Here is an 18,279-nt window from a genome sequence, read left to right as displayed (position 1 = left end):
CCCACAAACGTGGGTCCGGGCCTTGCCGATGTCCTGCGACATCACAGGGCGGTAGCGGTGGGATTTGAACCCACGGTGGCTATGAACCACACAGCATTTCGAGTGCTGCACCTTCGGCCGCTCGGACACGCTACCTTCGCCGGACGAACCGGCCATCCGAGGATACCGAACAGGTCGGCATCCACGAAATCCCGCCCGGTGCGACCTCCGTCACCGTCGGGCCACCACCCGGTCGTACCGCCCGTCGGGCGGTCGCACCCGCAGGGTACGACCGGGGAGCGGGCGGTACGACCTCGCGAGAGAGGGCTGGGGTCGAGCGGTCGACCCCCGAGGCAGGGCCCGCACCCGAGGCGGGGCCGGCATCCGCCGACTAGAACACCGGCTTGCCGCCCGTTACTCCCAGCACGGTGGCCGAGACGTAGCTCGAGTCCGCCGGGGAGGCGAGGTAGACGAACGCGGGCGCGACCTCGGCCGGCTGGCCCGCCCGGCCCAGCGGGGTGTCCAGACCGAACTTCTCGAGCTTGTGCGGGGGCTGGGTCGACGGCTGCAGCGGGGTCCAGATGGGACCGGGCGCCACGGCGTTGACGCGCACCCCGCGCGGCCCGAGCTCGGCGGCCAGGTTCACCGTCATGTTGTTGATCGCGGCCTTGGTGGAGGCGTAGTCCACCAGCGACGTCGAGGGCTGGTAGGCCTGGATGGACGAGTTGTTGATGATGCTCGCCCCCTCGTTGAGGTGCTCCAGCGCCGCCTGCGTCACCCACAGCATCGCGTAGAGGTTGGTCTTGAGGACACGGTCGATCTCATCGGTGGTGACGTCCTCGAAGGACTCGCGTCGGGCCATCTGGAAGCCTGCGTTGTTCACCAGGATGTCCAGCCCGCCGAGCTCGTCGGCGGCCTTCCCGGGCAGGGCCCTCGCGGTGTCCTCGTCGGTCAGGTCACCGGGCAGCAGCACCGCCGTGCGGCCGGCCCCGCGGACCCAGCGCGCCGTCTCGTCGGCGTCCTCCTGCTCCTCGGGCAGGTAGCCGATCGCGACGTCGGCCCCTTCGCGCGCGAACGCGATCGCCACGGCCCGCCCGATGCCGGAGTCGCCGCCGGTGATCAGCGCCGACCGGCCGGCCAGCTTTCCGCTGCCCTGGTACGACTCCTCGCCGTGGTCGGGCACGGGGTCCATCTGCCGGGTCCAGCCGGGCGGGTCCTGCTGCTGGCGGGGAAAGGCAGTCTTGTCGGCCATGGTCGTCCTCCGTGGTCGGTCGAGGTGCCGTCGCCGAGGGCAACAGCCCTGTCCACGCTAGGTGGGACAACGGGTTCCGGCGACCGGAGCGCCGTCGTGCGGACGTCCAGGCACGTCACAGGACTTCCAGGAAGTCGGCAGGACCGTCCCAGGGCGCCCGGGACTGCGCCGTGTCCACTGGGCGGCACATCGACCCACGGACCCTGCGGTCCCCGTCCCGGGAGCGACATGACACCCGCCCTGCTCTACGCGTTCGACGCCCTCGCCGTCACGATCCTGGTCCTCGCCCTGTACTTCCCCCGCCACCGCCGCCGGGACCTCGTGGTCGCCTACCTGGGGGTGAACGTCGGCGTGCTGGCCGTGGCGACCGTCCTCGCGCAGAGCAGCGTCGGCGCCGGCCTCGGGCTGGGTCTGTTCGGCGTGCTGTCGATCATCCGGCTGCGGTCCCGCGAGCTGTCCCAGCACGAGGTCGCCTACTACTTCGCGGCCCTCGCCCTGGGTCTGCTCGGCGGGCTCGGTGCCGCGGTCGGGTGGCTGGCGGTGGCCGGCATGGCGCTGGTCGTCCTCGTCATGGCGATCGCGGACCACCCCCGCCTGTTCGCCCGGCACCGCACCGCGCAGGTCGTGGTGGACCGAGCCCTGCCCGACCACGACGCGCTCGTCGCCCACCTCGAGCACCTGCTCGACGCCTGCGTGCACGGCGTGACCGTCCTCAAGCTCGACCTGGCGAACGACACCACGGTCGTGGACGTCCGCTACCGCGTCGGCGCGGGGACGACGGCGGCACTCCGGAGACGCACGAAGGCCCCGGACTCCCCCGCCCCGGCCCCGGAGAACACCCCGGCGCACCTGGCGGTCTCCCGATGACCGCCCTGGTCGTCGACCATCTCGCGCCGGTCTCCCTGGACGAGCTGAACGTCGAGGCCGCCCTGCAGACCCGCGTCGACCGCAAGTACGTGCTGACGGCGGCCGAGGCGACCGACCTCGTCGACGCCCTCGACCCCGCCACCCGGGTCCTGGAGATCGACGGCGGGCGCACGTTCACCTACTCCTCGACCTACCTCGACACCCCCGACCTGGTGACCTTCCACCAGGCCGCGCGCCGGCGGCGCCGGCGCTTCAAGGTCCGCACCCGCACCTACGTCGACACCGGCGGCACCTTCCTCGAGGTCAAGACCCGCGCCGCCCGCGGGGTCACCGTCAAGGAGCGCTGCCCCGCGACGGACGTCGCGGACGACCTCGACGCCGAGGCGGCCGAGTTCGTCGACGACCGGCTGGCCGCGGCCCGCCTCGCCGCCCCGCCGTCGTCGGCCCTGCGGCCCGTGCTGCGCTCGCGCTACCGACGCACCACCCTGCTGACGCCCGACGCCCGCGTCACCCTCGACACGGCGCTGACCTGGCAGCTCGTCCCCGGCCACGACGACGAACGCGGCACGGCCGACGTCGGCGACCTGGTCGTCGTCGAGACCAAGGCCGGCACCGCGCCGTCGTCCGTGGACCGCCTGCTGTGGCGCTCCGGGCACCGCCCCGACCGCCTCTCCAAGTACGCGACAGGTCTCGCCGTCCTGCGCCCCGACCTGCCCGACCATCCGTGGCGCCGCCTCCGCCGCGAGCGCCTGGCCGCCTGACCCGAAAGGACCCACCATGAACCCGAAGTCCCTGCCACGCCGGACCCGCTGGACCCGCGCCGTCGAAGGTGCTGCGGCGGCCGCGCTGGCTCTCGGCGCGCTCGGCGCCTGCGGCACGACGACCGAGGAGGCCGACGCCGCCACCGCGGCCGAGAGCTCGGCCTCCGGCGAGGACACGACCACCTCCGACGAGTCCACCGTGCTCACCACGTCCTCCTCCGGCATGACCGCCGCCGAGGTGCTCGCCGAGAACCTCGACGCCTCCGAGACCGTGGCCCTGGCGGAGACCACGGACGACGCCGCCGACGAGGTCGCGATCGACCTGTCCGCCCCGACCTCCGCCGACGGGGTGGAGGTCGACGGCGACACCGTGACCATCACCTCGCCGGGCACCTACCGGCTGTCCGGCGAGCTGGCCGGGCAGATCGTGGTCGAGTCCGAGGACGACGGCGTCGTGCGGCTGGTGCTGGACGGCGTGGACATCACCTCCTCCACGGGGGCGGCCGTCGACGTCCAGGACGCCGACCAGGTGTCGGTGGTGCTGGCGGACGGCTCGACCAACCGGCTCGAGGACGCCGCCGAGTACGAGGAGACCGATGCCGACAACGCCGCCAACGCGGCCCTGTACTCGACCGCCGACCTGGCGATCTCCGGCACCGGCTCCCTCGACGTCGTCGGGAACAGCAACGACGGCATCACCGGCAAGGACGGGCTCGTCATCGCCGCCGGCAGCATCACCGTGGACGCCGTGGACGACGGCATCCGCGGCAAGGACTACCTGGTGGTCACCGGCGGCACGATCGACGTCACCGCGGGCGGCGACGGCCTGAAGTCCGACGACGACTCCGACGCGACCGCCGGGTACGTGGCGCAGCTCGGCGGGGACGTGACGGTCGAGGCCGGCTCCGACGGCGTGCAGGGGTTCACCGACGTCGCGGTCGTCGACGGGTCGCTGACCGTCAGCGGCTCCGAGGAGGGCGTCGAGGCGGCCGTCATCGCGATCTCCGGCGGCACCGTGGACGTCACCGCCTCCGACGACGGCCTCAACGCGACCGTCAAGGAGGCCGACGACGGCACGGAGGACTCCGCGGCGACGGACGAGGCGCAGGAGCAGGAGATGGCCGGCCCCGGCGGGGGCGGGGGCGGCGAGGCCGTCCAGGCCGGCGCCTCCCTGACGGTGACCGGGGGCGCGGTGACGGTCGCCGGCGGCGGTGACGGCCTGGACTCGAACGGGGTCATCGACGTCTCGGGCGGCACGCTCGCCATCGCGGCAGCGGCCAACGGCGGCGAGGGCCCGGTGGACGCCAACGGCGCCGTCACCAGCGCGAACGGCTGGCTCACCGTCGACGGGGCGGCCGACGCCGGGTCCACGGTCACCGTGCTCGACGCCGACGGCCAGGAGGTCGCCACGGTCCTGGCCGGGGTGGCGCTGTCCACCCTGAACCTCACCGCCGACGGGATCACCGTCGGGGAGAGCTACACCGTGCAGGTCGACGGCCAGGACGTGGGCATGGCGACCGCCGTGGAGTCGATCGCCACGACGATGGGCCCCGGTGGCGGTCGCGGCGCCCCGGGCGACGGCCAGCCGCCCGCCGGTGGGACGGCACCCGAGGGGGGCATGCCGCCGGAGGGCGGTCAGCCCCCGGCCGCGGGCGACCTGCCCGGGGACGCCTGACCGCACGGATCGGCGCGGGCCGGACGCACCGGCCCGCGCCGCCGTCGTACTCTCGGGGGGTGGAACCCGCCGCCCGACCGCTCGCGCCGACGTACCAGGAACGTCGCTGGGAGCTGCCGCCCGACGCCGTGATCCAGCACGGCGACGTCGTCGACGCAGCGCGCCTGCTGCGGGGCGGCACGTTCACGGCGCTGACCGGTGCCGGCATCTCCACCGACTCGGGGATCCCCGACTACCGCAGCCCCGACTCCCCGCCGCGCAACCCTATGACGTACCAGCAGTTCGTCGGCGACCCGGACTTCCGTCGGCACTACTGGGCCCGCAACCACGTCGGCTGGCGGCACGTGCACCGCACCCACCCGAACGAGGGCCACCGGGTGCTCGCCGACCTCGAGGACCGCGGCATCGTGCGCGGCGTCATCACCCAGAACGTCGACCTGCTGCACGAGGACGCGGGGTCGCGCACCGTCATCGACCTGCACGGACGCTACGACTCGGTCGTCTGCCTGAGCTGCGGCCGCACCATCTCCCGCGCCCATCTGGCCGAGCGTCTCGACGCCCTCAACCCGGGGTTCATCGAGTCCGTGCTCGACGGCGGCACCACCGTCGCCGACGTGGAGGTCGCCCCGGACGCGGACGCCGTGATCGCCCGGACCTCCCACTTCAACCCGGCCGACTGCGAGTTCTGCGGCGGGGTGCTCAAACCCGAGATCGTCTACTTCGGCGAGAACGTGCCGCGCGAGCGGGTCGAGCGAGCCTTCGCGCTCGTCGAGTCGGCCGACGCCCTCCTCGTGGCCGGCACCAGCCTGACGGTGATGAGCGGCCTGCGGTTCGTGCGCCGCGCCGCCAAGAACGGCCAGCCCGTCGTCATCGTCAACCGCGGCGAGACCCGCGGCGACCCGCTGGCCACCGTCAAGGTGGACGCCGGGGCGAGCGAGACGCTCGCGGCGCTGGCCGAGCTGCTCTGAGCCGGCGACCGACCGCCGGGCCGCCGCTCCCAGCCGTGGATGAGATGCTCTGACCCGTGTCCACCCCCTCCTCCCCGCGGACCGACATCCAGGGTCTGCGTGCCGTCGCCGTCGCCGCGGTGCTCGGCTTCCACCTGTGGCCGGCCGCGGTCACCGGCGGGTATGTCGGCGTGGACGTGTTCTTCGTCGTCTCCGGGTTCCTCATCACGAGCCACCTGCTGCGGCGCCCGATCCGCAGCGGCCGCGACCTGCTGGACTTCTGGGGACGACGCGTCCGCCGTCTGATCCCGGCCGCCAGCCTCGTCCTGCTCGTCACCCTGGTCGCGGCCGCCGTGTGGCTGCCCGTCACCGCGCTGGCCCAGGTCGGCCGGGAGGTGCTCGCCTCGGCGCTGTACGTGGAGAACTGGGTGCTGGCCGCGAGCGAGACGGACTACCTGGCGGCGGACCAGCTCCACTCCCCCGTCCAGCACTACTGGTCGCTGTCCATCGAGGAGCAGTTCTACCTGCTGTGGCCGCTGCTCCTCGCCGCCGTGGCCTGGCTCGGCGTGCGCCTCGCCCGGCGCACCGGCACGGTCGGCCGCGTCGACGGCGAGCGCCCGACGGCGGTGCTCGCCGTCGCGCTGACCGGCACGGTCGTCGTGGCGTCCCTCGGCTGGTCGGTGTGGGCCACCCGGGTCGAGCCGGCCGCCGCCTACTTCGTGTCCACGACCCGGTTCTGGGAGCTCGGGCTCGGCGGCCTGCTCGCCGCGGTGCTCGCCGCCCGCGCCGGCACCTCGCGCCTGCTGCTGCGCCACGACGGGGTGCGCGCCGCGACCGCCTGGCTCGGCCTGGCGATGATCGTCGCGGCCGTCCTCGCCTACGACTCCGCCACCGCGTTCCCCGGCTACACGGCGCTGCTGCCGACCGTGGGCACCGCGCTGGTCATCGCCGCGGACGCCGACGACACCCGCACCGGCCCCGGCGCCCTGCTGCGCGTGCGGCCGGTGCAGTGGCTGGGCGACACCTCCTACTCGGCTTACCTGTGGCACTGGCCGCTCGTGGTCATCGTGCCGTTCGCGATCGGGCGCGAGCTGACCGCCGCCGACATGCTCGCGGTGCTCGCGGTGACGCTGCTGCTGGCCGCGGTCTCCCGCCGGTACGTGGAGGAGCGCCTGCGCTGGCAGCCGCTGCTGACCCGGCGGCTCGCCGCCACGTTCGTCCTGCTGGCCGGTACCGTCGTCGTGGTCGGCGGCACCGCCGCGGCCGTGACCGCGCAGGCCACCGCGGACGAGCGCGAGGCGATCACCGAGGCCCGGGCCGCCGTCGCCGAGGCCGCCCCGTGCGTGGGCGCCACCGTGGTGCGGGACGACTCCTGCGCGGACCCGGGCCTGGTCTGGCCGCCCGAGGCCGCCGCCGACGACAAGCCCGCCGTGTACGACGACGGCTGCTGGAACAACTCGCCCTTCACCACGCGGAACACCTGCACCTACGGCGCGGAGGAGGACCCGACGGCGCGCATCGCCCTGGTCGGCAACTCCCACGCCGGGCACTGGCTGCCCGCGCTCGAGGACGCGATCGCCACCGAGGGCTGGCGCCTCGACACCTACCTGCAGTCCGTCTGCTACACCGTCGACCTGCCCCTGGAGCTCCTCGGGGAGGGCGTCTCCGAGGCCTGCCGGGACACCAACCGGTGGGCCGTGGACAGCATCGTCGGCGGCGACTACGACCTGGTGATCATGTCGAACCGCACCCACCAGCCGTTGGCGGACGTGGCACCCCAGGACCAGGAACGCGTCGCGCAGGAGGCCTACGTCGAGACCCTGGCGGCGTTCACCGACGCCGGGCTGCCCGTCGTCGTGCTGCGCGACACCCCGGCCATGCCCGAGAACGTGCCGGACTGCCTCACGCAGCACCGCGACGACCCGGACGCCTGCGGCGCGCCGCCGGAGGTGGCGCTGGAGCCGGACCCGCTGGCCGCGGCCGCGAGCGCCGACACCACCGGTGCGGTGAGCGTCACCAGCGTCGAGGACCTCATGTGCGACGACGTCTGCCACCCGGTGGTCGGCGGCGTCACGGCGTACTTCGACCACGGGCACCTGACGACGACGTTCGCCCGGACGCTGGCCCCCGAGGTCGCGGGGGCCGTGCGCGCGGGGCTGCGCCAGGAGTCCTAGGCTTCCTGCATGGAGGACGTGGTCGTCGTCGGGTCGGGCCCGAACGGCCTCGCGGCCGCCGTCACGCTCGCCCGGGTCGGACTGTCCGTGACGGTGCTCGAGGCGTTGCCCACCGCGGGCGGCGGTGCCCGCACGCTGGACCTCGACCTGGCACCCGGGCTGACGTACGACGTCTGCTCGGCCGTGCACCCCATGGCGTGGGCGTCACCGTTCTTCCGCGCCTTCGACCTGCCCGCCCACGGCGTCGAGCTGGTCACCCCCGAGATCTCCTACGCCCAGCCGCTGCCCGACGGCCGGGCCGGGATCGCCTACCGCGACCTGGAGCGCACGGCCGACCGGCTCGGGGTCGACGGCGGCGCCTGGCGGTCCCTGCTGGGTCCGCTGGCCGCGCGCTGGGAGGCGGTGGTCGCCGTCGGGATGAGCGACAAGCGGTCGCTGCCCCGGGGGGTGTCCGACGTCGGTGGCCTGCTCGGTGCCGCACAGTTCGGGGCGGCGATGCTCGAGCAGGGCACCGGGGCGTGGAGCGCCCGGTTCCGCACCGAGGAGGCCGCCGCGCTGCTCACCGGTGTCGCGGCGCACACGATCGCCCCGATGCCGTCGCTCGGGGCGGCGGGCACCGCGCTGCTGCTCGGGGCGCTGGGTCACGCCGTCCCCGACGGCGCCGGCACCTCCCCGGACGGCGCGACCTCGGCAGGGTTCGACGGCGGCTGGCCGATCCCCCGCGGGGGGTCCGGCGCCATCGCGGCCGCGCTGGTGGCCGACCTGGAGGCGCACGGCGGCACCGTCATCACCGACCACCCCGTGCGGGTCTGCACGGACCTGCCCTCGGCGCACGTGTACCTGTTCGACACCCCGGCGAGCACGCTGCTCGACGTCATCGGCGACGCCCTGTTCCCCACCTGCCGGCGCGCCCTGTCCCGGTTCCCCGCGGGCAACGCGGCGGCCAAGGTCGACCTGGTGCTCGACGGGCCGGTGCCGTGGGCGGACCCGGAGGTCGCGCGGGCGGGCACGGTGCACGTCGGCGGCACCCGGGCGGAGATGGCGTGGGCGGAGGCGGCGGTCGCCGCGGGCGACCACGCCGCGGCGCCGGTGTGCCTGGTCAGCGACCCGTCGGTGGCCGACCCGTCGCGGGAGGTCGGCGGCCTGCGGCCGGTGTGGGCGTACACGCACGTGCCCGCCGGGTCGACGCGGGACGTCACGGACGTGGTCGTCGACCAGCTGGAGCGGTTCGCCCCCGGGGTGCGCGACGCCGTCGTCGCCTCCCGGTGCACCCCCGCGGCCGAGCTGGCCGGGCACAACCCGAACCTCGTCGACGGCGACATCGCGGGCGGGCGGACCAGCCTGTGGCGCATGATCGCGCGGCCCACCGCGGCGGCGAACCCCTACCGGCAGGCGGGGCACGTCTACCTGTGCTCGGCGTCGACGCCCCCGGGACCCGGCGTGCACGGCATGTCCGGCTGGCACGCCGCACGCCGGGCCGCGTACGAGGTCTTCGGGATCCGTATCCCGGCGATCTGAGGCGGCCGCGTCAGGGCGCCCGGTAGGCCACGTCCCCGTTCGAGCTGTGGATCTCCACGGTCCGCGACGCCCCCGGGTCGGTCGGGGCCTCGATGACCTGCTCCCCGTTGGACGTCTCGATGGTCAGCGCCACCGGCTCGCCGTCGCCGACCACGGTGACGTCGCCGTTGCTCGTCCGGGCCACGACGTCGCCGGCGGCGCCCGAGACGTCGATCCCGCCGTTGGAGGTCCGGGCCTCGGCGTCCCCGCCGACGTCCCGCAGCTCGACGTCGCCGTTGGAGGACCGGGCGACGACCCCGCCGGCGGCGTCCACGACGCCGATCCGGCCGTTCGAGGACTGCACGTCGACGTCCCCGCCGACCCGGGTCGCGTCGATCTCGCCGTTGGAGGTCCGCGCCTCCAACGAACCGCCGAGGTCCGTCGCGACCACGTCGCCGTTGGACGTCTGCAGCTCGACGGCGCCCGTCGGCCCCTCGGCCCGCACCTCGCCGTTGGCGGTGTGGACGGTCACCACCGTGTCGGCCGGCACGACGGCGTGCAGCTCCCCGGCGCAGGTCCACGACCACCACACCCGGTCCGGGCAGATGTTCTCCAGCACCAGCGACCCGTCACCGGTCGCGACCGTGTACTCCGGGGTGGCCAGTCCGCCGCGGGAGACGACCTCGACGCTCACGTCCGTGGCGTCGTCGTCGGCCCGCACGGTCACGTCGCCGTCGGCGACCAGCTCCACCTGCCCGACGGGGTCGTAGGACTCCAGGTCGGTGCGCGTCTCGGACAGCGCCCGGTCGACCAGGAGCAGGGCGGCCCAGGCCACCATCAGCACGCCGACGACGACGCCGATCGTGAGGAGTACCCGGGCCGCGCCGCTGCGGCGCGGCTCCGAGGGGGACAGGTCCTGGCTCATCGTGCGTCTCCGTTCCGGTCGAGCCAGCGCAGCACCGCCAGGACGCGGCGGTGCGTGTCCGCGTCCACGGGCAGCCCCAGCTTGGTGAGGATGTTGGTCACGTGCTTCTCCACGGCTGCGGACCCGACGACGAGCCGGTCCGCGATCGCGGAGTTGGACAGTCCTTCGGCCATGAGCCCGAGGACCTCGCGCTCCCGGGCGGTGAGGTCGTCCAGATCGTGGCGGGATCGGGCGAGCACCTGCGACACGACCTCGGGATCGAGGACGGTGCCACCGGCGGCGACCCGCTCGACGGCGTCGAGGAACTCGTCGACGTCGGCCACGCGGTCCTTGAGGACGTACCCCACCGAGCGGGTGCCGTGCGTGAACAGCTCGGCGGCGTACCGCTGCTCGACGTACTGCGAGAGCACGAGCACGGGCAGCTCCGGGTACAGGCTGCGCAGGTGCACCGCGGCACGCAGGCCCTCGTCGGTGTGCGAGGGCGGCATCCGCACGTCGGTGACGAGCAGGTCCGGCAGCGACGAGCCCGGCGCGGTGAGGGCGGCGACCATCTCCTCGGCGGTGCGGTGCCCGACGACGTCGTGCCCCTCGGTCTGCAGCAACCGGGTCAGGCCGTCCAGCAGCAGGACCGAGTCCTCGGCGATCACGACACGCACGGCAGCTCCACTCGCAGACGGGTGCCCGCACCGGGCGGGCTGGTCAGGTCGAACGTGCCGTCCAGGGCGGCGACACGGCCGCGCAGGCCGGCCAGCCCGGAGCCGGGACGCGCCTCGGCGCCGCCGCGGCCGTCGTCGGACACCTCGACCAGCAGGCGGTCGGTGCCCTCGGCGACGGGGACGACGGCGGCACGCACGTGGGCGCGGGTGGCCGCGGCGTGCCGGGCGACGTTGGTCAGCGCCTCGGCGACGACGAAGTAGGCGGCGGCCTGCACCCCGGCGCCCACGGCGTCCAGGCCGGGGCCGGCCTCCACCCGGACCGGCACGGGGCTGCGTGCCGCGAGCGCCGACAGGGCGTCGTCCAGGCCGCGGTCGGCGAGCACCGCCGGATGGATGCCGCGGACGAGGTCGCGCAGCTCGGCGAGGGTCTCCTTGACCTCGGTGTGCGCGTGCTCGACGGCCGCCACCGCGGCCGACGGGTCCCGGTCGGCGGCGCGGCGGGCCGAGCCGAGCGCGACACCGAGGGCGACGAGACGCTGCTGGGCGCCGTCGTGCAGGTCCCGCTCGATGCGGCGCCGTTCGGCGTCGGCCGCCTCCAGGGCGGCGGCACGGGTGACGGTGAGCTCGACGGCACGTTGCCGGGCCGTGGCGGCGTCGGTCTCGGCAGCGCGCGCCTCGGCCTCGGCGGCGCGCTGTGCGGTACGTGCCTCGGCCGCCGGGGAGACGCCGAGCATCGCCTGGGCCAACGCGGTCGTCGCCAGGGTGCCGAGCTGGGCCAGGACAGCGGCGAACCAGGCGAGCACGACGGCGATCGGCACCGCCCACAGCGCCGTGAGATCGGCCTCGGTCACGCGGCGCGCCCCGAGGACGACGGCCGCGACAGCACCGCTCGCCGCGGCCACGGCGAGCGTGAGGAACACGGTCGCCACGACCAGTCCGGCCAGGGTGTACGCCGTGGCGAGCCAGCCGCGCCGGTCGGCGAGCTCCGCCGTCGTCCACCCCCACCAGCCGGGCCGGGTCGGGCGCCGCCGTCCCGGGTCGCGCAGCACGACGCCGGTCTGGGCGGCGAGGCGAGCACGCTCGGCGGTGGCGAACCACCGGGCCACCCACAGGGCCGGCGGCAGCAGGAGGAGGCCGAGCCCGAGCGCGGGCACGAGGGAGGCCGCCACGAGCACGAGGTCGAAGACCACCAGGCCCACGGAGACGAGCCAGAGGTAGCCGAGCGCGAGCTGGGCGAGGCCGCGCCAGGTGGCCCCCGCCCAGGGGGCACGCAGCAGCCCCGGCAGGCTCGTGACGGCCGGCGCGGTGTCGCGCGGTGCCACAGGTGTGCTGGTCATGTCCTCGACACTAGGCAGGCGCGGGCCGGCGCGGAATGCGGTGGACCCACGTCCTCATGGTCGGGCTGTCCCGACCCCCTGCGGCCCGCTGTGGGCATGAAATCTGCAGTCTCGAGCGCTCCAGAGCTGCAGATTCCATACCCACAGCGATCGGGCGCGGTCAGCGACGCGCCTCGAAGAACTCCCGCAGCACGGCACCGCACTCCCCGGCACGGACGCCCGCGATCACCTCGACCTCGTGCAGGGACCGCTGGTCGCGCACCATGTCCCACACCGAGCCGGTCGCCCCCGCCTTGGGGTCCCACGCGCCGAGGACGAGGCGCTGCACCCGGGCCGCCACCAGCGCCCCGGCGCACATCACGCACGGTTCGAGCGTCACCACCAGCGTGCAGCCGGTCAGCCGCCACTCCCCCCAGCTCGCCGCGGCCTGGCGCAGCGCCAGCACCTCGGCGTGCGCCGTGGGGTCCCCGGTCTGCTCGCGGCGGTTGTGCCCGAGGCCGAGCAGCCGCCCGTCCGGGGAGACGACGACGGCACCGACGGGCACGTCGTCCGTCGCCAGGGCGTGGGTCGCCTCGTGCAGGGCCAGGCCCATCAGGTGGTCCCACACGACGCGACGCTCGCTCAGCGTGCGCGGCGGGAAGGCATCGTCGGCCCACGGCAGGGCCAGGCCACGCTCGTCCACGGCTGCTCCTCGTCGTCGTCCCCCGCCCAGCGTAGAGGCGGCCCGCCGCACCGGTGGCAGCGGGTGAAAACCCTCAGAAGATTGTCATCTTTGTTCCTTTTCGGCCGGTGCGGTGATGGGATGAGCATCGTTCCCCCACCACATCGGGCGCGCCGCCGCGCGCGCCCGACCTCCTGCCGAAGGGACCACCATCATCGTGAGACGACTGCTGGCGAGCATCGCGACCTCGACGCTGGCTCTCGGGAGCCTGCTCGTCGCCACCGCGGCACCGGCCTCCGCCCACACCCCCGACGTCACCGCCACGTGCGACGGCCTCGACGTCGAGCTGCGGTACTACGACGGGGCCCGCGTGACCGTCACCGTGGACGACGAGATCCTGGACGACGCCGGGTTCACCTCCCGGTACGCCGGGTCCTTCGACCACGACGGCTCCGTCGCGCACACCTGGCACGTCGCCGTGGACGCGCTCGACGACGACCAGTGGGACCGGGAGTGGTCCGGGCAGACGACGCCCTGCACCGCCGAGGCCGCCCCCGAGGAGCGTCTCGTCACCGGCCTGTACCTCTACGAGAAGGTGCACCCGGACCAGCCGGCCGCGTGGCACAACTCCGGCCCGCAGGAGCTGCTCGTCCAGCGCGACGGGCACAGCTTCTGGGACGAGGAGGACTTCCCCATCGAGAACCTCCCCGCCGACGTCTGCGGCACGGGCTGGGGCGTCCAGCAGGACGTCGCCGACGTCAGCGACGGCTTCGAGATCCCGACGCGGATCGTCTGGCCGGACGGCGGGTTCGCCGGCCACCTCGTCGACTGGCGGCACGACGACCTCGACGACCTCGTGACGGTGCCCCCGTGCGACGTCGCGGAACCGGTGACGCTGCCGGAGCCGGCACCCGTCGAGGCGTGCGACACCGAGGGCCGCGTGGAGCTTCCCGAGTCCGAGCTGGCCGAGTACTCGGTCAGCTGGACCGACGACCGTTCGCAGGCCACCGTCACCGCGACCCCCGGTGCGGACGTGCTGCTCGCCGACGGGGCCGCGACGTCGTGGACCTTCGAGTTCACGCGGGCAGGGTGCGACGACGACGGACCCGTCGTCGTGGTGCCCGAGCCCCCGACGCCCGTCGACCTCTGCGGCACGGCCGGCGACGAGCTCGTCGCCCCCCGCGACGGCGTCGAGGTCACCTACACCACGACGGACGAGGGCGTGGTCGCCGAGGCCGCCCAGGGCAGCACGTTCGGCGAGCTGCCGGAGGGGTACACCGCGGTCGACGCCACCACGGCCCTGTACCCCCGGGACCTCGTGACCTTCACCGACGCGACCTGCGCTCCCGAACCCCGCGACGTCACCGCCGTCTGCGAGGCGGGTGAACCCGTCCTGGTCTACGACGTCGCCCTGCCCGAGGGCGCGCAGCCGGAGGACGCGAGGCCCCTGACCGTGACGTTCCTGGCGCAGGACGGGTCCGCCGTCGAGCTCACCGACCAGCCCCTCGCGGGTCGGCTCGCGTGGCCCGGCCAGGCTCCGGGCGACGCCCTGCGCGTGAGCTTCGAGGCCGGTCCCGGCGAGCCCGCCGTCGTCGACGTCACACCCCCGTCCGAAGGGTGCGGGACCCCGTCGGGCGGCGGCGGCGACGAGACGGACGGACCGGTGACCGTGGCGGACGGCACACCGGACGCCGAGCTGCCCCGCACCGGGGCTGCGGTCGGCATCGCCGTCACCGTCGCCGCGCTGCTGGTCGCGGCCGGTGCGAGCCTGTTCCTGGTGCGGCGCCGGCTCCGGCGGGGCTGACCGGCACCGCGTCGCGACCCCGCGGGCCCGGCCGGCACGACCGGCCGGGCCCGCCGCCGTGCGGTCCGCGCCCGGGCGCGACCGGTACCGTGTGACCATGCGCCTGCACATCGCCGACCACCCGCTCGTCGCCCACAAGCTGTCCGTGCTGCGTGACGAGTCGACACCGTCGCCGATCTTCCGGCTGCTGGTCGACGAGCTCGTGACGCTGCTCGCCTACGAGGCGACCCGGCACGTCAGGACGGAGCAGAAGGAGATCCGCACGCCCGTCACGACGACCACCGGTGTCCGGATGAGCCACCCGAGCCCGATCGTCATCCCGATCCTGCGTGCCGGCCTCGGCATGCTCGACGGCCTGACGCGGCTGCTGCCGACGGCGGAGGTCGGGTTCCTCGGGCTCCAGCGCGACGAGTCGACGTTCGAGGCGGTCACCTACGCCAACCGTCTGCCCGACGACCTCACCGACCGGCAGGTCTTCCTCCTGGACCCGATGCTCGCGACCGGCGGCACGCTCGTGGCGGCGATCGACTACGCCCTCGAGCGGGGCGCGCGCGACGTGACGGCCGTGTGCCTGCTGGCCGCGCCGGAGGGCCTGGAGGTCGTCAAGGAGGCGATCGGCGAGCGCGCCGACGTCCAGATCGTCACCGCCGCGGTCGACGAGCGGCTCAACGAGCACAAGTTCATCGTGCCCGGCCTGGGTGACGCGGGAGACCGCCTCTACGGCGTCGTCTGAGCACCGGGGTCGGCCGGCCGCCCGCCGGCCGGCTCAGCGTTCCTCGCAGTCGCCGACCTGCTCCCAGCGGGACCAGCCGCCGGCCCAGGTCTCGTCCCGCTCGGACCGGTCGAACCAGGCGTCGGTCCCGCCCGGCGCCCGTCCGTTGCGCTCGGACCGCCCCACCTGCCCCGGGGCGTCCCCCTCGTCGCCGGTCACGCCGCGGTAGCGGTAGTCGACGCCGTTCCACGACCGCACCTCACCGGTGGCGTAGCGCTGTCCCCAGCCGATCGGCTCGGCGCACCAGCCGGCCTCGGCCCCCGTGAACGCCGCGACGTCGAGCGTGGTGGACCACGTCTCGGTGGAGACCGTCCAGCGTCCCCCCTGTCGGCCGTCGACCCGCTGGACCTCCGTGGTCCGCGTCGCGCGGGCCGGCACCGTCACCTCGGTGTCGCCCCCGGGACCCTCGACGCGGAAGTCGACCTCCACGGTCGAGCCGGTGTTGTCCAGGACGACCCCGACCTCGCGCCACGAGGTCATCCCGTCGCCGGAGGACTCCGTCTCGAGGGACCCCTCGTCAAGGAACGCGGAGGGGGCGATCACCACGCAGCGGGTGCCTCCGTGCTCGACCGTCCGGCGGACCGTGGTCGGGGTGCCCTCCACGCTCCGGGTCAGGCTGACCGTCACCTCCCCGGCGGCGAGGCGCGCCCCGTCGGCGTCGACGACGAACCGGACGGCATCGTCGGCCGCCAGGTCACGGGCCGCGACCTCGTCGCCGTCGCGCAGCAGCGTCGCGCGCCAGTCGTGCCCGTCCCGCTCGCGGACGTCGACCACCAGGCGTGCGTCACCGTCCTCGCACTGAGCGGCGGCCGTGACGTCGACGTCCGGCGAAGCGGGTGCGGTCGCGCACCCGGCGAACCCGACGTCGACGGTCGCCAGGCTCCGTCCGTCGGCGCTGACCACGGCCTCGTCGGTCCCCCACGGGACCTCCACCTCGAACCTCGCGGACTCCCCGCCCCCGAGGCGCAGCTGCTCGACCCGGTCGCCGAGCTCGACCCGGAACACCACCGGCAGCGTCGAGGCCGAGTTGTCCAGCGGCACGGTGAAGGTGCGCGTCGACACCTCCGCGGCCGGGTCGAACCGGCAGGCACCCGCGGGGACGACCTTGCCCACGGCGGGGGCGATCGCCGCCGCCGGGTACGTCGCCGTCGGCGCGGTGGCCGGCACGACCCCGACGACCGGCTCGTCCCCGTCGACGTCGAGCACCCAGCGGTACAGGTCGAAGGTCACGCGGCCGGCGTCCGTGGCGGTGCTGCCGGTCGGGACCGTGAAGGTGGTGCTCTCGCCGGCACCGAGCCGCACCCGGTCGGCCTCCCGACCGAGTGCCGACATCCCCGCCTGCATCGGCTCGTCACCGCGGTTGACGATGGTGCCCCGGACGCTCACCCGCCCCTCGACGTTGACGGCCTCGGCGGTGGTCTCGACCTCCCAGCGCGGGTCGTAGCACTCGGCCGCGCCGTGGGCGCCCGAGGCCACGACCCGGCTGTACGTCTCCCCGGCGACGACGGTCGACACCGTCCAGGTCGCCCTGCCCGCCGGTACCCGCAGCCCGTCGGGCACGGTCAGCGTGGCCCGCGCCCCCGGGACCAGCACCGGGCGCTCCGTCGCGGTCGACCCGGCGGCGGCGAGCGCGACCGTCACCGTCCAGCCGGTGGTGTTGGTGTAGGTGCCGGAGACCACCGCGTCGGCCACGCCGACGCCGCCGGTGGCGCGGCAGGAGGCCTGCACCCCGCCGACCCCGGCGAGCACCCCGGCCCAGCCCTCCGGCACTCCCACCGAGGACGCGGCGGCGATCGTCGGACCGTCGTCGGCGAAGACGGGCTCCACGTCGACGGTGTACGCACCGGCCTCGGTGCTGCCGTCGACGACGACGCTCACGGCCGCGTCCACGGCCTCCCCCGGCTGCAGCACGGCACCCGAGCAGAACCAGACCCCGGCGCCGCCGGCCGAGGGCTCGCAGTCCAGCCCGCCGGTGACGGAGTGCGGCACCAGCCCGGCCGGCACCCGGAGGCGGACGGCCCACCCGTCGCCGGTGGGCTGGTCGCCGGTGTTGCGCACCGAGAACGGGACCGTGCCCAGACCCGGGTTGGCGGCGAGCTCGACGTCGGCAGCCCGCGTCGTCAGCTCCGGTCCGAACGAGCCCACGCGGGTCGGCGGCAGTGCCAGTCGGCGCACCTCCAGACCCTCCGCCCAGACCTCCGCCATCACGTCGTAGGACCCGCCGTCCCGCACGACGACGGGCACCCGCACCGTGGCCTGCTCGTCGGCGTCGATCGTGCCGAGCCGGCACAGCACCCGCTGCGGCTCCGCGGTCGCGGTGCACGGCAGGGTCTCGACCGTCAGCGGACGCGGCACGGTGCCGCCGGCACCCTGGATGGCCGAGGACGGAGCGTGCTGCATGCCCGCCGGCAGCGTGAGCCGCACGTGGGCGTCCACCGCCGGGAGCCCTCCGGGGTTGGAGACCTGGACGGTGAGGTAGTCGGTCGCGCGGGGCCGGAGCTCGGCGTCGGCGTCGGGCACCTGCACGCTGACCGCGGCCGGCACCGGGATACCGGGGTCGTCCGCGAGCCACGGCAGGTTCGCCGGGTCGGTAGGGTCCTCCTGCGGGTCCGGGCCAGGAGACGGGTCGGCCTGCCCCTCGGCGTCCGCCGACGGCCACGGGGACGCCTCGACCGCCACCGGGGCACCGTCCGGGACCTCCTGCGCGGCGTCGGCGTCGCTGATCACCCCGAGCACGGAGACGACCCCGACCGTGGCCGCGGCCACGGCGCCGGTCGAGGCGACGACAGCCGCCCCGGACACTCCCGCGGCGCCGGCGGCACCAGCTCCTGCCGTGGCACCGACGGCCGCTCCGCCGACGGCCGATCCGCCGGCGGCCGCCCCGGTGGCCGTGCCCGCGGTGGCCGCACCGGCCGCTCCGGCGCCGGCACCCGCGGCACCGGTACCGGCTGCTCCGGCGCCGGCCGCTCCGG

At 75.0% G+C, this 18,279-nt stretch carries 13 protein-coding genes, 1 tRNA gene and 1 pseudogene; 8 read left to right on the top strand and 7 right to left on the bottom strand.

Annotated features, from left to right (window positions below; translation table 11 throughout):
- Positions 1 to 49: 49 nt before the first annotated feature.
- Together HLI28_RS02775 and HLI28_RS02770 are read right to left on the bottom strand one after the other, a co-directional pair.
- Positions 50 to 135: transfer RNA gene (locus HLI28_RS02775), tRNA-Ser, on the bottom strand.
- 235 nt (positions 136 to 370) lie between these two features.
- Positions 371 to 1,231 carry an SDR family oxidoreductase gene (locus tag HLI28_RS02770; protein ID WP_171245985.1) on the bottom strand — a complete coding sequence of 287 codons (861 nt, stop codon included), beginning with the start codon at positions 1,229 to 1,231 and terminating at the stop codon, positions 371 to 373.
- A 228-nt stretch (positions 1,232 to 1,459) separates the two neighbouring features.
- Between HLI28_RS02770 and HLI28_RS02765 the strand changes: the two genes are divergently transcribed.
- Genes HLI28_RS02765 through HLI28_RS02740 form a run of 6 tightly spaced genes read left to right on the top strand, consistent with a single transcriptional unit; the run spans position 1,460 to position 9,173 of the window.
- Entirely contained in the window at positions 1,460 to 2,098 is a 639-nt protein-coding gene (locus HLI28_RS02765) for a DUF4956 domain-containing protein (protein ID WP_171245984.1), read from the top strand.
- On the top strand, positions 2,095 to 2,859 hold the full coding sequence (locus HLI28_RS02760) for a polyphosphate polymerase domain-containing protein (RefSeq protein WP_171245983.1): 765 nt from the start codon (positions 2,095 to 2,097) through the stop codon (positions 2,857 to 2,859). The genes HLI28_RS02765 and HLI28_RS02760 overlap by 4 nt, the downstream gene beginning before the upstream one ends.
- 16 nt (positions 2,860 to 2,875) lie before the next feature.
- Positions 2,876 to 4,534, top strand: coding sequence for a carbohydrate-binding domain-containing protein (locus HLI28_RS02755; protein WP_171245982.1), 1,659 nt, complete (start codon positions 2,876 to 2,878; stop codon positions 4,532 to 4,534).
- A 59-nt stretch (positions 4,535 to 4,593) separates the two neighbouring features.
- Complete coding sequence (locus tag HLI28_RS02750) at positions 4,594 to 5,502, top strand: Sir2 family NAD-dependent protein deacetylase (protein WP_171245981.1); 909 nt, start codon at positions 4,594 to 4,596, stop codon at positions 5,500 to 5,502.
- A 56-nt stretch (positions 5,503 to 5,558) separates the two neighbouring features.
- Entirely contained in the window at positions 5,559 to 7,655 is a 2,097-nt protein-coding gene (locus HLI28_RS15865; protein ID WP_171245980.1) for an SGNH hydrolase domain-containing protein, read from the top strand.
- 9 nt (positions 7,656 to 7,664) lie between these two features.
- On the top strand, positions 7,665 to 9,173 hold the full coding sequence (locus HLI28_RS02740; protein ID WP_171245979.1) for a phytoene desaturase family protein: 1,509 nt from the start codon (positions 7,665 to 7,667) through the stop codon (positions 9,171 to 9,173).
- A gap of 10 nt (positions 9,174 to 9,183) precedes the next feature.
- On the opposite strand, the gene HLI28_RS02735 is transcribed toward HLI28_RS02740, so the two are convergent.
- The 4 genes from HLI28_RS02735 to HLI28_RS02720 all read right to left on the bottom strand — a co-directional run bounded on the left by HLI28_RS02735 (position 9,184) and on the right by HLI28_RS02720 (position 12,662).
- Positions 9,184 to 10,077 carry a DUF4097 family beta strand repeat-containing protein gene (locus HLI28_RS02735; RefSeq protein WP_171245978.1) on the bottom strand — a complete coding sequence of 298 codons (894 nt, stop codon included), beginning with the start codon at positions 10,075 to 10,077 and terminating at the stop codon, positions 9,184 to 9,186.
- Positions 10,074 to 10,733, bottom strand: coding sequence for a response regulator transcription factor (locus HLI28_RS02730; RefSeq protein WP_171245977.1), 660 nt, complete (start codon positions 10,731 to 10,733; stop codon positions 10,074 to 10,076). Before HLI28_RS02730 ends, HLI28_RS02735 begins: the two co-directional genes overlap by 4 nt.
- A complete protein-coding gene (locus HLI28_RS02725; RefSeq protein WP_171245976.1) occupies positions 10,721 to 12,070 on the bottom strand; it encodes a sensor histidine kinase in 1,350 nt (449 codons plus the stop codon). The genes HLI28_RS02730 and HLI28_RS02725 overlap by 13 nt, the downstream gene beginning before the upstream one ends.
- A 160-nt stretch (positions 12,071 to 12,230) precedes the next feature.
- On the bottom strand, positions 12,231 to 12,662 hold the full coding sequence (locus HLI28_RS02720; RefSeq protein ID WP_171245986.1) for a nucleoside deaminase: 432 nt from the start codon (positions 12,660 to 12,662) through the stop codon (positions 12,231 to 12,233).
- Positions 12,663 to 12,948: 286 nt separating this feature from the next.
- On the opposite strand from HLI28_RS02720, the gene HLI28_RS02715 reads away from it, so the two are divergent.
- Both HLI28_RS02715 and upp read left to right on the top strand, forming a co-directional pair.
- Entirely contained in the window at positions 12,949 to 14,535 is a 1,587-nt protein-coding gene (locus HLI28_RS02715; RefSeq protein WP_171245975.1) for an LPXTG cell wall anchor domain-containing protein, read from the top strand.
- Positions 14,536 to 14,632: 97 nt separating this feature from the next.
- A complete protein-coding gene (gene upp, locus HLI28_RS02710; RefSeq protein WP_171245974.1) occupies positions 14,633 to 15,268 on the top strand; it encodes a uracil phosphoribosyltransferase in 636 nt (211 codons plus the stop codon).
- Between the two features lie 33 nt (positions 15,269 to 15,301).
- On the opposite strand, the pseudogene HLI28_RS02705 reads toward upp, so the two are convergent.
- Positions 15,302 to 18,279 (bottom strand): annotated as a pseudogene (locus HLI28_RS02705) (hypothetical protein); the annotation flags it as partial.

Source organism: Isoptericola sediminis (assembly GCF_013085345.1).
GTDB classification, from domain to species: Bacteria; Actinomycetota; Actinomycetes; order Actinomycetales; family Cellulomonadaceae; genus Isoptericola; species Isoptericola sediminis.
Note: the sequence above shows the minus strand (reverse complement) of the source record. Positions and strands in the feature narration are given on the sequence as shown.

Bases quoted from the DNA above. Each gene is read 5' to 3' on its own strand.
- HLI28_RS02720 (WP_171245986.1), bottom strand. From the start codon at position 12,662: ATGGGCCTGGCCCTGCACGAGGCGACCCACGCCCTGGCGACGGACGAC.
- HLI28_RS02735 (WP_171245978.1), bottom strand. From the start codon at position 10,077: ATGAGCCAGGACCTGTCCCCCTCGGAGCCGCGCCGCAGCGGCGCGGCC.
- HLI28_RS02755 (WP_171245982.1), top strand. From the start codon at position 2,876: ATGAACCCGAAGTCCCTGCCACGCCGGACCCGCTGGACCCGCGCCGTC.
- HLI28_RS02760 (WP_171245983.1), top strand. From the start codon at position 2,095: ATGACCGCCCTGGTCGTCGACCATCTCGCGCCGGTCTCCCTGGACGAG.
- HLI28_RS02765 (WP_171245984.1), top strand. From the start codon at position 1,460: ATGACACCCGCCCTGCTCTACGCGTTCGACGCCCTCGCCGTCACGATC.
- HLI28_RS02770 (WP_171245985.1), bottom strand. From the start codon at position 1,231: ATGGCCGACAAGACTGCCTTTCCCCGCCAGCAGCAGGACCCGCCCGGC.
- HLI28_RS02740 (WP_171245979.1), top strand. From the start codon at position 7,665: ATGGAGGACGTGGTCGTCGTCGGGTCGGGCCCGAACGGCCTCGCGGCC.
- upp (WP_171245974.1), top strand. From the start codon at position 14,633: ATGCGCCTGCACATCGCCGACCACCCGCTCGTCGCCCACAAGCTGTCC.
- HLI28_RS02725 (WP_171245976.1), bottom strand. From the start codon at position 12,070: ATGACCAGCACACCTGTGGCACCGCGCGACACCGCGCCGGCCGTCACG.